This is a genomic window from Bacillus daqingensis, from assembly GCF_042654445.1.
GTDB classification, from domain to species: domain Bacteria; phylum Bacillota; class Bacilli; order Bacillales; family Salisediminibacteriaceae; genus Alkalicoccus; species Alkalicoccus luteus.
Window position 1 is genome coordinate 1 of sequence record NZ_JBHSGK010000019.1, and the last position, 14,526, is coordinate 14,526.

Genomic DNA, 14,526 nt, shown 5'->3' on the forward strand with positions numbered 1-14,526 from the left:
ATAAATGTTTTCTACACATAAAGAAGGGGCTGTTCCGTCGATAATATCGACTTATGGGACAGCCCCTTTTCATTTCCCGGGAAATATTGCCAGGAACAGCACAAAAAGAGCCAGACGAGGTGCATCACCCCCGTCTGGCTTCTTTTTCGTGCGTTTACATGCGGTCCTGCAGCTTTTTCGCGATGTCATAGAAATAATCAACGTCATAGCCTGGTGCGAACTCTTCCGTCTTCGCTTCGAAGTCCGGCTTTTCGCCGCCCTCCGGCATGCCGATTTCCACTTCCAGCGGCTTGCCGTCATCCGGATGGTTCCCTATCCATATTTTATCAATATCCCGGTAGTCGTCCGGACTGAACGTAAACAGTTTACGGTGCAGACCCTGCATTTCAAATGCTTCTGCTTCTGCATATTTACTGTTATCGAGATCCGGGATCGGCATCATCTTCTTCACATCGACGCCGGTCAGCTCTTCAAGGGCTTTTGCGTAAGCGAGCGTATGCACACCCCCGCGCACAAGCAGATAGCCGATCATTTCCCGGGCCACCGGATGGCTCGTCATTTCATAGACGCGCATTTTATGTGTACGGGCTCCGCACTCCAAGAAGAAATTGTGGAGAAGGTCCAGCACGAGTGTACCGCTGTTAAATACATAGTCGCCCTGCCAGGGGATGTTCATGGAGTTACCGGGGATGCTCGTCTGTGCGTTGACGATAAAGTGGTGGAGGTTCGGCCCGTCCAGGCCGTTTGCAAGCGGAGCATCCGGGTCCGGACTGTCATCCGTTGCGCCTTCCATGAGAGAGTTAATCGTTGCGGAAACGAGCTCTACGTGGCCGAGCTCCTCACCGGAAATACTGCTGATCAAATCATAAAACGGCTTCAGCTTCTTTTTGCGCCGGAAGTTAAAGGACTGGGTCATGTAGTTCATCAAAGTCGACATTTCGCCAAAACGTCCGCCCATCAGCTCCTGAACGGCTGCCGCGGCTTTCGGATCTGCTTTGTCAGGGGTCGGAAGATCAATTTGCAGCTTGTCAAAACGTTGGAACATCATCTTCACTCCTTTGTAGGTTATCAAGCACGAACGGTTTACTAGTACCCGATCTTTCAATAAGATAACAAAATGTTCAGAAAATCCATCTTTTGGCATAGATGCCAATTTTGTTTCCAAGCAGCTGCAGACGGAACGAAAGACCCGGGTATTTCCGATAAAAGAAATAGCTGTCGATTCCCGTCTTATGGTAAAATGATAGAATGAGCGGATTTGTATGCACGCATGCAAATCCTGTCTAAAGAGCGGGAGTACATATTTCTTAGGAGGCTTAGCTACATGTTTGGACGAGATATCGGGATCGATTTAGGAACTGCTAATGTATTGATACATGTGAAAGGCCGGGGCATCGTTCTCGATGAACCGTCTGTTGTTGCCATTGAAACCGGTTCCGGGCAGGTGCTCGCAGTCGGAGAAGAAGCGTTTAACATGGTAGGCCGCACGCCTGGAAACATTGTCGCGATCCGTCCGTTAAAAGACGGGGTTATCGCAGACTTCGATACGACAGAAGCGATGCTGCGGCACTTCTTGCAAAAAATCAACATGCGTGGCTGGTTTTCCAAGCCGCGGATTTTAATCTGCTGCCCGACAAACATCACCTCCGTCGAGCAGAAGGCGATCCGGGAAGCGGCTGAAAAAAGCGGCGGCAAGCAGATTTATATGGAAGCAGAACCAAAAGTAGCTGCTGTTGGAGCCGGGATGGACATCTGGCAGCCAAGCGGTAACATGGTCGTCGATATCGGAGGCGGTACGACCGATGTTGCGGTCCTGTCAATGGGAGATATCGTCACAGCGGAATCGATCCGTGTAGCTGGCGACCGCTTCGATCAGGACATTTTAACTCACATTAAAAAGAAGCATAAGCTCATGATCGGCGAACGTACGGCCGAGCTGATCAAAAAAGAAATCGGCACTGTTTCCCCCGAGGGACGCGAAGGGGATATGGAGATTCGCGGCCGGGATATGGTCACCGGGCTTCCGAAAACGATCACTGTGACAGCCCAGGAAGTCAAGCAGGCGATGTCAGAATCCGTTTCCCACATTGTGCAGGCAGCAAGAACGGTACTGGAAATTACACCTCCTGAACTTTCTGCCGATATTATAGACAGAGGAATTACGATCACAGGCGGAGGAGCGTATTTGCACGGTATTGATGAACTGCTGAGTGAAGAGCTGCTCGTACCCGTTTTTGTCGCAGAAGAACCGATGCAGTGCGTCGCAAAGGGTACCGGAATTTTACTCGAGAACCTCGATAAAGTCCGACGCAACCGCTGATCCAATAAGGAGGAATCTGTCACGATGCTGAGAGGACTTTACACGGCGGGGGCCGGCATGATCGCCCAGCAGCGCCGCCAGGAAATGCTGACTAATAATATGGCCAATGCCGAAACGCCCGGGTATAAAGCCGATCAGGCTTCGATGCGGACGTTTCCCAACATGCTTCTCGAAGCAAGAGGAGGAAACGGTCCACACGGCCGGATCGGAGCGCTTGCTACCGGCGTCTACATGCAGGAGCGGACGCCGAATTTCCGCCAGGGCGACGTGCAGGAGACGGGAAACAGTCTCGATGTGGCGCTGCTTGAAGGGACGCTTCCGGAAGGAGCCGCGCTCATGTTCGAAACGGCTTCAGAAGATGGGGCGCGTTATACGCGGAGCGGCAGCTTTACGGTTGATGCAGAAGGCTTTTTAACGACTCCTTCCGGTAACTACATACTGGATACGGATGGAAATGAAATAGAAGCCGGCAGCGAACAGATCACGATCACGCCTGAAGGCCAGGTGCTCGACGCTGATGACAATGAGATTGCCCAGCTGAGCATCGTGGTGATCCCGGAAGCGGCCCAGCTCGTTAAAGAAGGCGAAGGACTGTTTGCATATGAAGGAGAGGAAGCAGCGGTAACGGCAGTCGGCAACGAAGAAGCGCCGTATACGCTGGAGCAGGGCTTCATTGAACGATCCAACGTTGATTCAAGGCAGACGATGACGGAAATGATGAACACGATGCGAACGTTTGAAGCAAATCAAAAAATGCTGCAGGCCTATGATCAGAGCCTGGAGCGCGCCGTGAATGACATCGGCCGCGTTCAGTAGCGAAAGGCAGGGAATTCATGAACCAGTCGATGATAAATTCAGCGGTGACGATGGGCCAGATTCAGTATAAACTCGACAACGTCGGTCACAACCTGGCTAACTCGGATACGACCGGCTTTAAGCGCAGAGACACCTCCTTTGCCGATCTGATGTTCCGCCAAGTGCAGAATCAGCGCGTCGGACCTTATGAAGAAGGGCGGGACACACCGGCCGGGATCAGACGTGGCAGCGGCGCCGGTGTCGCCCAGACTGCGATCCGCTTCGAGCAGGGGACGCTGCAGCAGACAGGACGGGATCTCGATACAGCGATCACGGAACCGGGCTTTTTCTTTGAGCTTGGGGCAGCCGATGATGGAACACGCCGGTTTACAAGAGACGGCGCGTTTTACCTCAGCCCCGCGGGAGACGGCACGAATCAGCTAGTGAACGGGGAGGGCGAGTATGTTCTCGCAGCAGACGGAACCCCAGCAGCGATTCCTGAAAATCATTCCGGGTTGCGGATTGATGAAACGGGTGGTATCTTTGTAACGGATGAAGACGGGACGGAAATCGCAGCCGGAGCGTTGCAGACGGTTGAAATTACGAAGCCGCAGCTGCTTGAACAGCAGGGCGCAGGCATCGTCTCTTTCCCGGATTTAGAGGAGCTTGGCGTCGCTGAAGCCGACGTTCTCGCTGATGGAAACGGGGCACAGGTCGTCCAGCAGCAGGCGCTTGAGATGGCAAACGTGGATACCGCGAAGCAAATGAGTGATATGGTCGCCGCGCAGCGCCACTATCAGTTCAACGCCAGCGCTGCAAACATGACCGACCAGATGATGGGAATGGTCACGAACCTGCGTTAACAGGAACAGCTTGAAAGACAGGGAGCATCGATACGTATGAATGATGAAACCAAATACCGCACGTCCAGCGGAAAAGAGGAACAACAGCACAACAAGCCGGCAGAAGAGCCTGCGGTAAAGGAAAAGAAACAGCGCGGCGGGTGGTTCTGGCGGCCGATCCGCTGGGTGCCGATCTGGCTTCGTATCGTGCTCGCACTTGTACTGATCGCCGTATCGGCTGTCGTCGGCGCGATGATCGGCTATACGATCATCGGCGAAGGGACCGATCCGATGGAAATTTTCGAGCCTGAAACATGGCAGCATATTTATGATATTATTTATGGAGACACAGAGGGTGACGGCGGCAGCTGACACCCTTTTATGCGTCAAACGAACCGAAAGGATGGATACATATGCTTTCAACAGAAGAAATAAAAGAGATCATTCCGCACCGCTATCCCTTTCTGCTTATCGACCGGATTTTAGAGGTCGAAGAAGGGAAGCGGGCAGTCGGTCTGAAAAACGTAACGGCCAATGAAGAATTTTTCAACGGCCACTTTCCGGACTATCCGGTGATGCCCGGCGTGCTCATCATTGAAGCGCTCGCTCAAGTCGGCGCAGTAGCTATTTTAAAGAAGGAAGAAAACCGCGGCAAGCTGGCATTTTTTGCGGGGATTGACGGCTGCCGGTTTAAAGGACAGGTGAAGCCGGGCGATCAGCTGGAGCTGGAAGTGGAAATTACACGGCTGCGCGGGCCGGTAGGCAAAGGAAAAGCCCAGGCCAAGGTCGACGGCAAACTCGTGGCAGAAGCCGAGCTTATGTTTGCGCTGGGAGACAGCTGAATAAAAGGGACGAAAGCCGGGGACGCTCCCCGGCTTTTTGCGTACCAAATTCCATCAGCGGTAAACAGAATGCGGAGGAACGTACCGGAAACCGAGCTGAGACAGGGAAGAAAGCAGGCGGGCTGGTGAACCGGAATGACTGAAAAAGAACCTGCTGCCGCTTTTCTGAGACTTTGGTACTTTATGAGAGGAATGTGGGAGATTGTCCAATCCCGTTTAGATGCGTTTTACTGAAGAGGGAGAAGGTAATAGACAGAACAGAGCGGCCGGGAGAGAAGAACCGGCGCCTGTGATAAAAAACGCAATTATTCCAAGGAGGAATTCATAATGAAGAAAAAGATGATGATTAGCGCACTTTCAAGTATGTTCGTAATCGGTACACTCGCAGCGTGCGGAGATAACGCTGAAAACGACCCAGCCAACGACCCAGCCGGTAACAACGGCATGGAAAACAACGGTATGGAGAACGACATGGAAGATGACGGTATGGAAAACAATGATGGTATGGAAGACAACGGCATGGAAGATGATGCCGAAGATAACATGGAAAATGACGGCATGGAAGATGATGACATGGATAACAACATGGAAGATGACGGCATGGAAGATGACATGAATGACGATGCCGAAGATAATGGCATGAACGAAGACATGGATGACGACATGGAAGATGACATGAATGACGATATGAACGATGAGGACAACGAAGACTACTAAAATCGAGTCCTTTTCACACAAATGAGGGAACGCATATGAAGCGTATATCCGTTGTCACCTTTGCTGCAGCAGCCCTGCTTACGCTGGCTGCCTGCGGTGACGGAGCCGAAAATCTGGAATCGGAAAACGTCAATGAAGATCCGATGATTGATGACGATGCTGACATGAACGAAGGTCTCAACGAACCGGTCAATGAAGCAGACGAAACGTGATGATTCATTCACCGGGTTGTTAACAGCCCGTTGAGATAAATTATTTTCTTAAATTCTACAAAGGAGTGGTAAACATGAAAAAGAAACTGATGGTTACAGCACTTGCATCTATGTTTTCAGTTGGAGCACTTGCCGCCTGCGGAGATATGGAAGGAAATGAAATCGAAAACGAGCCAATGGAGAATAACGGCATGGAAAACGACGGCATGGAAGATAACGACGCGGATATGTAAAACCTTTAGCCTCTCCTATTGTGGAGAGGCTTTTTCGTTGTTTACTGATCGCATTGCCATACGCAACGTGTAGTGTGTACATAAAAGCTGTTTCGAGCAATTGACGCGTGAGCATGGTCAACGTGTTTAACTTTCGCTGCAAAAGCATTAACCTCGCTCCCGAAAGCTTCAAACTTTCGCTGCAAAAGCATTAACCTCGGCGGGCAAATGTTCACGAGTATCAACGTAAGACTGTTATAACGAAAAAAGCATTAGTTGCAGCGGCAAAATGTTCAACTTTCGCAGACAAAACGTCACCTTTATCAAAAGCAGGAAAGCAAAGTTTCCATCACTGCTTTCTCAGCATGCGGTGATTCGTACACTTTCCCACGATTGAACGTGTATTTTTTCACAACATTGTCGCAGATCGTGGAACAGTTTGCAAAACACACAGAATCTATTGAAGCAGGTACTTCTGCACGGTATGATAACCTCAGTCCACGCAGGACATGCGGCGGATGAGCGTGATAATCAAGATCCAAACTCAGGAGGAATTAACAATGAAGAAAAAGTTAAGCCTATCTATTCTTACAAGCGTATTTGCAGTTGGAATGCTCGCAGCATGCGGCGGCAACGATGCGAACAATGGTCTTGAAAACGATCCAGCTGAAAACAACACGACTCCAGTCGAGGATAACGCAGATGTAGAAGATAACATGGAGAATGATCCTGCAGAGAACAACATGGAAGAAGATCCTGCAGAAGAAAACAACGCGATGAATGAAGAAGACAATATGGAGGAAGACCCTGCAGAGGATAACATGGAAGAAGATGACGCCATGAACGAAGAAGATCCTGCAGAAGATAACATGGAAGAAAACGAAATGGAAGAAGACGCTGAGTAAGCTCAGCTGTTTTTCTCCCCCTGCGTCTTAACCCCTTTTGACGCAGGGGGTTATTTGTGTTTAAAACGAATGTTTCAAGTGCCCTGGGCGCGTCTGCATACCCAATTAACCGCCATAATCAAACCTCAAAATCAGCAACAAATTTCCTGTTTTTAGGCGCTCGAGAATTTTCTGAAAATGGGACGTTTGGAACTGTTAAGACCTGGTCTAAATCACCGATAATAGAAGAGGTTTTATCTTTTCATATATATTTTGATCGAGTTCTATGCCAATTTATGTCGCTCAACTGATGGAATTTTCGTAATAGCTAAAGGAGGATTGCCGAATGAAAGTGGAAATGAGCAGTGTCAGAACAGCCGTCGTCTCAACAGTCGCAGCCACCGGGGTGATGTTTGCCGCTCCAGCCGTAACAGAAGCAGCTTTTGGAGATCAGACGCTTCGAGTCGGGATGTCGAACAGTGATGTCAGCACCCTGCAGGAAAAGCTTAAAGAAAAGGGCCACTATACATACACCGTAGATGGCGTCTTTGGGCCTCTTACCAGACAGGCAGTCATGGATTATCAGCGTGCCAACAACCTGCAGGTGGACGGGATCGCTGGACCGCAGACGTTCGGAGCACTGGGCACGTCAAGCTCCTCTAGCTCCAGCAGCAGTTCGAACAGCTCCAGCAGCTCGTCAGGCTCCTCCTCCCAGAAGAGCATTTCCAGTGCTTCAGCTGCGCAGATGAACGCGTCACAGGTGCTGCGTCCGGGATCTTCCGGCAGTGCAGTAGAACAGCTGCAGATCAATCTCGGCAAAATTGGCTTTTATAAGCAGTCGCATACGACGGGAAGCTACGGTAATTCGACGCGTGACGCCGTTCGCGACTTTCAGCGTGCTCGCAATCTGTCTGTAGATGGCATTGCCGGACCGCAGACGCTTGGCCAGCTGAATCGGGAAGTGAACGCTTCCTCAGGCTCTTCTTCAGGTAGCTCTTCATCCGGAAGCAGCTCCACGATTTTACGATCTGGTTCATCCGGAGAACAGGTGCGCAATCTGCAAAACCGTCTGAAGGAGCTGAACTACTTCAGCGGAAGCGTAAACGGCAGCTATAATTCTGCGACCCAGCAGGCTGTCCGCGATTTTCAGCGTGCTGCCGGTATCGGAGTGGACGGAATCGCCGGACCGCAGACGTTCGGTGCTCTTGATAATGCAAGTCCAAGAAGCTCCGGCTCATCGAGTAACACATCGTCCGGATCATCCAGCTCCGGAAGCTCGACGAGTACCGCAACGCTTCGCTCTGGTTCAACAGGTGAGGCAGTTCGTTCACTTCAGAGAACTCTAACGGACCTGAACTATTACAGCGGGCCGATTTCATCGACGTTCGGACCGCAGACACAGCAGGCTGTCCGTGATTTTCAACGGGCTGCAGGAATCGGCGTGGACGGCGTTGCCGGACCGCAGACGTTTCGTGCGCTCGAGAATGCCAGCCCGAGAAGTTCGTCCGGAAGCAGCGGCGGCAGCAATGCCTCAAGCGGTTCGTCTTCGAATACGGTGCTCCAGCATGGTGCCCGAAACGATAACGTGCGTGAGCTGCAGGACCGCCTGAAAGCAGCCGGATTTTTCTCCGGGACTTCAACCGGCTATTTTGGGGATGTTACAAAGCGCGCCGTGACACAGTTTCAGCAGCGCTGGGGACTGACGGCTGACGGCATTGTTACTACCTCGACGTGGAACAAGCTGGAGGAGGTTTCCTCGATCCACCAGGGCAACGCAACACCAGGAAGCTCAGGCGGAGGCTTTAACGTCACCAACCTGATTGCTGACGCTTCAGCGCTGATCGGCGTGCCGTACCGCTGGGGCGGTACGACGACTGCTGGATTCGACTGCAGCGGCTTTATTCAATATGTATTTAAGCAGAACGGCAAAAGCCTGCCGCGAACCGCTGCGCAGCAGCATGCAGCCGGTTCACACGTTTCAAGCTCGAACCGACGCGTCGGCGATATCGTCTTTTTCGAAACGTACACGTCCGGTCCGTCCCATAACGGGATTTACATCGGAAACGGCCAGTTCATTCATGCCGGCAGCTCTACAGGCGTTACGATCGCAAGCCTGAGCTCCAGCTACTGGAGCCAGCGCTACCTCGGCACACGCCGCCACTAAAATAAGAACCCGCAGCGCATAAGCGCCGCGGGTTCTTTGTTCATTACGAAGTGAACCAAAAGGAAAAGGCAGCCATGCACCTTGGGACGGAGGTGCAGACTGCCTTATTCCTTCGCCAGAATAACTAAGTATTGCCGGCATTTTTTCTATCAAAAATGATAGGGGGGAGAGATGAAAGTGGTGGTTTCAACTCTTAGTAGAGGTGTTCCCCGGGACGGGGGTTGTTAAACATAAAACGATAACTTTTTACGAATTAATTTTAAAGCTTCTTGGAGCGCTGCTTGTGATCGTTTAAAAACAGAGAACGTTGGGGAAGAAAGAACCACTTTAAAGCTTGTTCACAAGCTTCAAAGCACCTGTCCAGTCGGCACGGGCGAAACGCTTCAAGCTGCGTATGACAGCCGTGTTTCTCTCCAGGGAACCACCCTTATGTGGTAAACGATGATCCCATCAGCTAAACACCGTATCTCTTCCTGTCATTTCCTGAATCGGCTATACTGGATAAAGAAACCTTTGAAGCAGGGAGGCAGCTTGTATGATGGACTATTCGATCCGGACGCTTACATTTGAGGACATTGACCTCTACCGAAGCATGGATACCGGTATAGAGGATGATTATGTCGCCCGTATATTTGAGCGGCTGACGGGCGGGCGAAGTGAAATGTACGGCTTGTTTACAGATGACAGGCTGATCAGTACCGCCGGTTATACGGTCTTTGCAGGCCGCTACGCGATGCTCGGGCGTTTACGGAGTGACAGGCGCTATCGGGGCCGTTCGTTTGCGACAACGCTCATGAGCCACGTTAAAGAGGAAGCGCTCGCGCAGCCTCACATTCACTGGGTCGGCGGCAACACCGAAGAACAAAACACCCCTGCCAGAAAAGTACTGGCCAATATTGGACTGAATCAGCAGGCTACATTGCAAATTGCTGCTGCCGATGATGTGAGCGAACTTGCAAACGGTCATACACCGTGGCAGGAAATAACGGAAGGCGATCGAAAACGGAGCTGGCTCCGCGAAACGTTTCTGGAAGCAGGCGGGGTTTTTCCATACGAGTGCTACTATCCGTTCCCCGCAACAGATGCGCTCTTCAGCCATGAAAACCTGAACACGTGGCGCTTTTACGAAAACGCCACAGGAACCCGCTACATGCTGACGAAAATCGATACGAAAGATCGCTCGTATCTGCACGTCGTCTACCCTTGGAACGATTACGACGATCAGCCGGGGCTGTGGGAAACGATTGCCTCTGCCCATGTACAGAGCGAGCAGCAGCTGCAGGAGCCGCTTCAGGTGTGGCTCGACATCCAGGAAGCCGACGCACTGCCGGATGACCATCCGTTTGAGCTGCGGTCAAGATGGACCTTATACGGACAGAGAAAAGCATAAAGAAACAGCTCCCGCCGAATCAGGCTGGGAGCTGTTCTCATAACATTTATCTGAAATACTGGATGAACCCGTCTCGAATTGCTTCTGCTGCACGCTGGCGATATGCGTCAGAGCGCAGCTTTTCCGCATCAGGGGCGTAATCCTTAAAGCCGATTTCAAGCAGTGCGCTTGGAATCTGTGTCTCGCGAATCACGTGGTAATTTCCGTGATCCACTCGGCGGTAATGAGTCCCCATCTTCGCAACCGTATTGTCCTGCATCACGTGAGCGAGCCTCTCGCTGTTTGATGCCTGGAAGCGGCTGTGCCAGAACGTTTCCGTTCCTCTGGCCGAACCATTAAATACGTTCGTGTGAACACTTAGAAATGCATCTGCGCCGGAGCGGTTCGCGATAAACGCCCGCTGGCTCAGTGACAGGAAGATATCGGTGCGGCGAATCATGATGACTTCAGCGCCTGCTGCACGAAGCAGTTCTTCCGCGCGGAGGCTGATATCGAGTACGACATCTTTCTCACGCATGCCGCCGCCAATGCCTCCCGGGTCCTGAGCACCGTGGCCCGCATCAATGACAACCGTACGGCCCGCCAACGGTCCGGAATTCGCTGGTGTTTTCGAAGCCAACTGTACGTACCCGGCGGATACATAGCCGGTTTTATTGCCGTCATAGCGGATCTGGTGCCAACTGTTCGCAGATCCGGAGCTGTGTGTCGACAAAATTTCAACTCGCGTGTTCGAGCCTAGGTTGTCTAAAATACCGTGTGACGTTCCAGGACCGGAGCGAACGTTTAAAGAAGAACCGTTCGTATAGGCAACCTGGTTTGGACCGTTAAAGTCCCCTCCAGGATCCGGAGCAGCGCTCGTATCAATAAAGCTCGCGGATACGAAAGCAGTGCCGCCGTTGAAGCTGATCTGGTACCAGCCGTTTTGTTCCCCAACGATCGTAACTACCGTTCCGTTTGCGAGGGAACCGACAACGCCGTGATTTGTACCAGGGCCGCTGCGAACATTCAGAGAAGTTGCAGTAACGACACCTGTCATCGAAACATCTTCAAGCATCGTAGAGATGGTTTCAAGCGTTGGGTCATCGCCAATTCCGTTTACAATAAGACCATTGGCAGCCTGGAAATCGCGAACAACTCCCGCTGTTACGGATCCATACGAACCAGACGGATTAGAGGGGAAGTTCCCATATCCAAGCTTAGTCAAGTTAAGCTTCAGCTCTCTGATATGATCTCCGCTTTTACCGTCCGAGTAAGAAGAATTCAGAATGCTGTTTACTTTGTCGAGCGTGTTCTGGTTTGGAATGCCGGTCACGCTGAGACCGTAATACTGCTGGAAGTTCTCGACAACACCCATTGTTACCGGACCGAAGCGGTCAGAAGGGGAAGATGGGAACGTTCCAAAGCCGAGTCTTGTTAGATCAAGCTTCAAATCACGGATATGTTCTCCGGAAGCACCATCATAAAATGCTGTACTCAATGCCTCCTGAATAGCGTTCAAGGTGGTCTGATCCGGAATACCTGTTACAGAAAGACCGTAAGCTCGCTGGAAATCTTCGACGACACCCATTGTTACCGGACCGAAGCGGTCAGAAGGTGAGGATGGGAATGTGCCGAATCCAAGATTTGTCAGGTCAAACTTTAGATCGCGAATGTGTTCCCCCGATGCGCCATCATAAAATGCAGTCTGTAATGCCTGCTCAATCGCATTCAAGGTTGCCTGGTCCGGAATACCTGTTACAGAAAGGCCGTAAGCCCGCTGAAAGTCTTCCACAACGCCCATCGTTACCGGACCGAAGCGGTCAGAAGGAGAAGATGGGAAGCTGCCGAAACCAAGCTTTGTTAAATCAAGCTTCAGTTCACGAATGTACTCGCCGGAAGCGCCATCGTAAAAGCTGCCCTGCAGCTCAGCGCTCATCAGATTAAGCATCTCATCGGTTGGCAGCCCTGTGACAGCTAAACCGAAAGCCCGTTGGAAATCCTCCACAACGCCCATCGTTACTGGACCAAAGCGGTCAGAGGGAGAAGATGGGAACGTGCCAAAACCTAATGCCGTGAGTTCTTTTTTCATGCTGCGGATGTACTCACCGGAAGCACCATCATAAAATTCACCGATTGACGTGACAGTGTAATCCAGACCGCCGACCCCGTCATTCAGTTCTGCTTCCATCAAGCGAAGCATTTCGTCAGTTGGAAGCCCGGTTACCGGAAGTCCGAAAGCCCGTTGGAAATCTTCCACAACGCCCATCGTTACTGGACCAAAACGATCAGATGGAAAAGTTGGAAATGATCCAAAGCCTAAAGCAGTTAAATCAAGCTTCATGCTGCGGATGTATTCGCCGGAAGCGCCGTCGTAAAACTCGCCGATTGATGTGGACGTTTGATCGAGCGCCCCGAAGCTTCCGTTTAATTCAGCTTCAATGATGCTGAGCATTTCATCAGTCGGAAGACCAGTAACTTCAAGTCCATAAGCCCGCTGAAAATCTTCTGTAACCCCCATTGTCACCGGACCGAAACGATCAGAAGGGGAAGAAGGGAAACTGCCAAAACCGAGAGCAGTTAAATCAAGTTTCATGCTGCGGATATACTCACCGGAAGCACCATCATAAAATTCCCCGATATTGGTAGAAGTGGAATTGTTCTCTACTGAGAACATCGAGAACGTGGAAAACGTTGCTTCTTCCTCAAGTGCGTCTTCTTCGTTGGAGTCTTCCAATCCATCTTCAGAAGCAGCGTCCTCTTCAGCGATTTCGTCTTCTTCAAGAGCGTCTTCTTCGTTGGAGTCTTCGAGTCCGTCTTCAGAAGTTACATCCTCATCGGAACTCTCGTCTTCCTCAAGACCATCTTCCTCGTTAGAGTCTTCGAGCCTGTCTTCAGAAGATACGTCCTCTTCGGAGCTTTCGTCTTCCTCAAGAGCGTTTTCTTCGTTGGAATCTTCGAGTCCGTCTTCAGAAGATACGTCCTCTTCGGAGCTTTCGTCTTCCTCAAGAGCGTTTTCTTCGTTGGAATCTTCGAGTCCGTCTTCAGAAGATACGTCCTCTTCCGAGCTTTCCTCTTCTTCAAGAGCGTCTTCTTCGTTAGAGTCTTCGAGTCCGTCTTCAGAAGCAGCATCCTCATCGGAACTCTCGTCTTCCTCAAGACCATCTTCCTCGTTGGAGTCTTCGAGCCCGTCTTCAGAAGCGGCGTCCTCTTCAGCACTTTCGTCTTCCTCAAGGCCGTCTTCTTCACTAGACTCTTCCTCTTCTACGGCGGCTGTCCAGACAGCTTCTGCTGTCGTTTCATTGCCGGCAGGATCGAGGAGGCGGAATGTGACGGTCGTATCTTCGTCTGTTTCCGGGAGTTCCGCTGAGAAGCTGCCGTCTTCTGCTATATCGACGGTGAGTGCGTCAAAAGCGTCTGCCTCAGCTGTGAGCTCAAGGTGTCCGACGTGAAGTCCATAAGCTTCCAGCTCAGAATACGCGGTGCCGCTGCCGGTTTCTTCTTCATCGAGCAGAAGCTCCGGTTGTTCACTGAAGTGAATAAATGAGCCGTACGTCACCTCTTCCTCTTCCATGGAGCCGATGTAGTACCGGCCGTCTTCGAGTTCAAGCTCGACCGTTTCGTCTTCTTCGGTCAGGTCAAAAGACCAGCTGAACCCTTCTTCCTCTTCAGTTACCGCCATCTCTCCCACAAGCCCGTTCTCGTCAAACAGTCCCAGTGCAGCTTCATCAGGAGTCTCTTCAAATGAAATATGTAGCTCTTCTTCAAGCTGCTGGTTGAACAGGGCCGGAGTAACGTCTGCTTCAGCTGTTTCCTGCTCGGGAAATAAATCGTTCATCACTTCCTCGGCCGAGCCGGCAGATGCAGGCAGGGCGGAAGTCATAAACAGCAGGGAAGCAAGTCCGGTGATGCCGGCTTTTTTTGCCAGATGTTTCTTCAATCGATCCGCTCCTTTCGTTCGTTTATCAAAGTGCCGTGAATGTCTTGTGTATCTAAGCTGGATTCATTGTTGTGCGCAGTCAGAAATACGGGATATATTTCAGCTACGATAGTAAGTTTATTACATTCGACAAATTAATACATGCGACTTTTCTTGCGATTCTGTGTTGTAATGAACTTGTAACATTAGCACGTATCAATTCGGTTACATTCTCCTGCTAAGGGCAGGAAAA

General features: G+C 51.1%; 14 protein-coding genes. 12 read left to right on the forward strand and 2 right to left on the reverse strand.

Annotated elements, in window-relative coordinates; translation table 11 throughout:
* Positions 1-154: 154 nt before the first annotated feature.
* Positions 155-1,045 carry a manganese catalase family protein gene (locus ACFO4L_RS14580; protein WP_377910393.1) on the reverse strand — a complete coding sequence of 297 codons (891 nt, stop codon included), beginning with the start codon at positions 1,043-1,045 and terminating at the stop codon, positions 155-157.
* Positions 1,046-1,324: 279 nt separating this feature from the next.
* Here ACFO4L_RS14580 and mreB point away from each other — a divergent pair, with 279 nt between their 5' ends.
* The 12 genes from mreB (at position 1,325) to ACFO4L_RS14640 (ending at position 10,378) form a co-directional block, all read left to right on the forward strand.
* Positions 1,325-2,320 (forward strand): rod shape-determining protein, encoded by a 996-nt coding sequence (gene mreB / locus ACFO4L_RS14585; RefSeq protein WP_377910394.1) that lies wholly within the window; start codon positions 1,325-1,327, stop codon positions 2,318-2,320.
* A 24-nt stretch (positions 2,321-2,344) separates the two neighbouring features.
* Complete coding sequence (locus ACFO4L_RS14590) at positions 2,345-3,136, forward strand: flagellar hook-basal body protein (RefSeq protein ID WP_377910395.1); 792 nt, start codon at positions 2,345-2,347, stop codon at positions 3,134-3,136.
* A 17-nt stretch (positions 3,137-3,153) separates the two neighbouring features.
* Positions 3,154-3,978 carry a flagellar hook-basal body protein gene (locus ACFO4L_RS14595; protein ID WP_377910396.1) on the forward strand — a complete coding sequence of 275 codons (825 nt, stop codon included), beginning with the start codon at positions 3,154-3,156 and terminating at the stop codon, positions 3,976-3,978.
* 36 nt (positions 3,979-4,014) lie between these two features.
* Positions 4,015-4,329, forward strand: coding sequence for a DNA-directed RNA polymerase subunit beta (locus tag ACFO4L_RS14600; protein ID WP_377910397.1), 315 nt, complete (start codon positions 4,015-4,017; stop codon positions 4,327-4,329).
* 41 nt (positions 4,330-4,370) lie between these two features.
* Positions 4,371-4,799, forward strand: a complete 429-nt coding sequence (gene fabZ, locus ACFO4L_RS14605) for a 3-hydroxyacyl-ACP dehydratase FabZ (protein ID WP_377910398.1) — start codon at positions 4,371-4,373, stop codon at positions 4,797-4,799.
* 327 nt (positions 4,800-5,126) lie between these two features.
* Positions 5,127-5,516 carry a hypothetical protein gene (locus ACFO4L_RS14610; protein WP_377910399.1) on the forward strand — a complete coding sequence of 130 codons (390 nt, stop codon included), beginning with the start codon at positions 5,127-5,129 and terminating at the stop codon, positions 5,514-5,516.
* Between the two features lie 35 nt (positions 5,517-5,551).
* On the forward strand, positions 5,552-5,728 hold the full coding sequence (locus ACFO4L_RS14615; RefSeq protein WP_377910400.1) for a hypothetical protein: 177 nt from the start codon (positions 5,552-5,554) through the stop codon (positions 5,726-5,728).
* Between the two features lie 74 nt (positions 5,729-5,802).
* Entirely contained in the window at positions 5,803-5,961 is a 159-nt protein-coding gene (locus tag ACFO4L_RS14620; RefSeq protein ID WP_168005937.1) for a hypothetical protein, read from the forward strand.
* 539 nt (positions 5,962-6,500) lie between these two features.
* Positions 6,501-6,845 (forward strand): hypothetical protein, encoded by a 345-nt coding sequence (locus ACFO4L_RS14625; protein ID WP_377910401.1) that lies wholly within the window; start codon positions 6,501-6,503, stop codon positions 6,843-6,845.
* 56 nt (positions 6,846-6,901) lie between these two features.
* Complete coding sequence (locus ACFO4L_RS14630; protein ID WP_377910402.1) at positions 6,902-7,135, forward strand: hypothetical protein; 234 nt, start codon at positions 6,902-6,904, stop codon at positions 7,133-7,135.
* Between the two features lie 35 nt (positions 7,136-7,170).
* Positions 7,171-8,988 (forward strand): C40 family peptidase, encoded by a 1,818-nt coding sequence (locus ACFO4L_RS14635; RefSeq protein WP_377910403.1) that lies wholly within the window; start codon positions 7,171-7,173, stop codon positions 8,986-8,988.
* A gap of 535 nt (positions 8,989-9,523) precedes the next feature.
* Complete coding sequence (locus ACFO4L_RS14640) at positions 9,524-10,378, forward strand: GNAT family N-acetyltransferase (protein ID WP_377910404.1); 855 nt, start codon at positions 9,524-9,526, stop codon at positions 10,376-10,378.
* Between the two features lie 46 nt (positions 10,379-10,424).
* Here the strand turns inward: ACFO4L_RS14640 and ACFO4L_RS14645 are convergent, their stop codons facing one another.
* On the reverse strand, positions 10,425-14,294 hold the full coding sequence (locus tag ACFO4L_RS14645) for a peptidoglycan-binding protein (protein WP_377910405.1): 3,870 nt from the start codon (positions 14,292-14,294) through the stop codon (positions 10,425-10,427).
* Positions 14,295-14,526 lie beyond the last annotated feature (232 nt).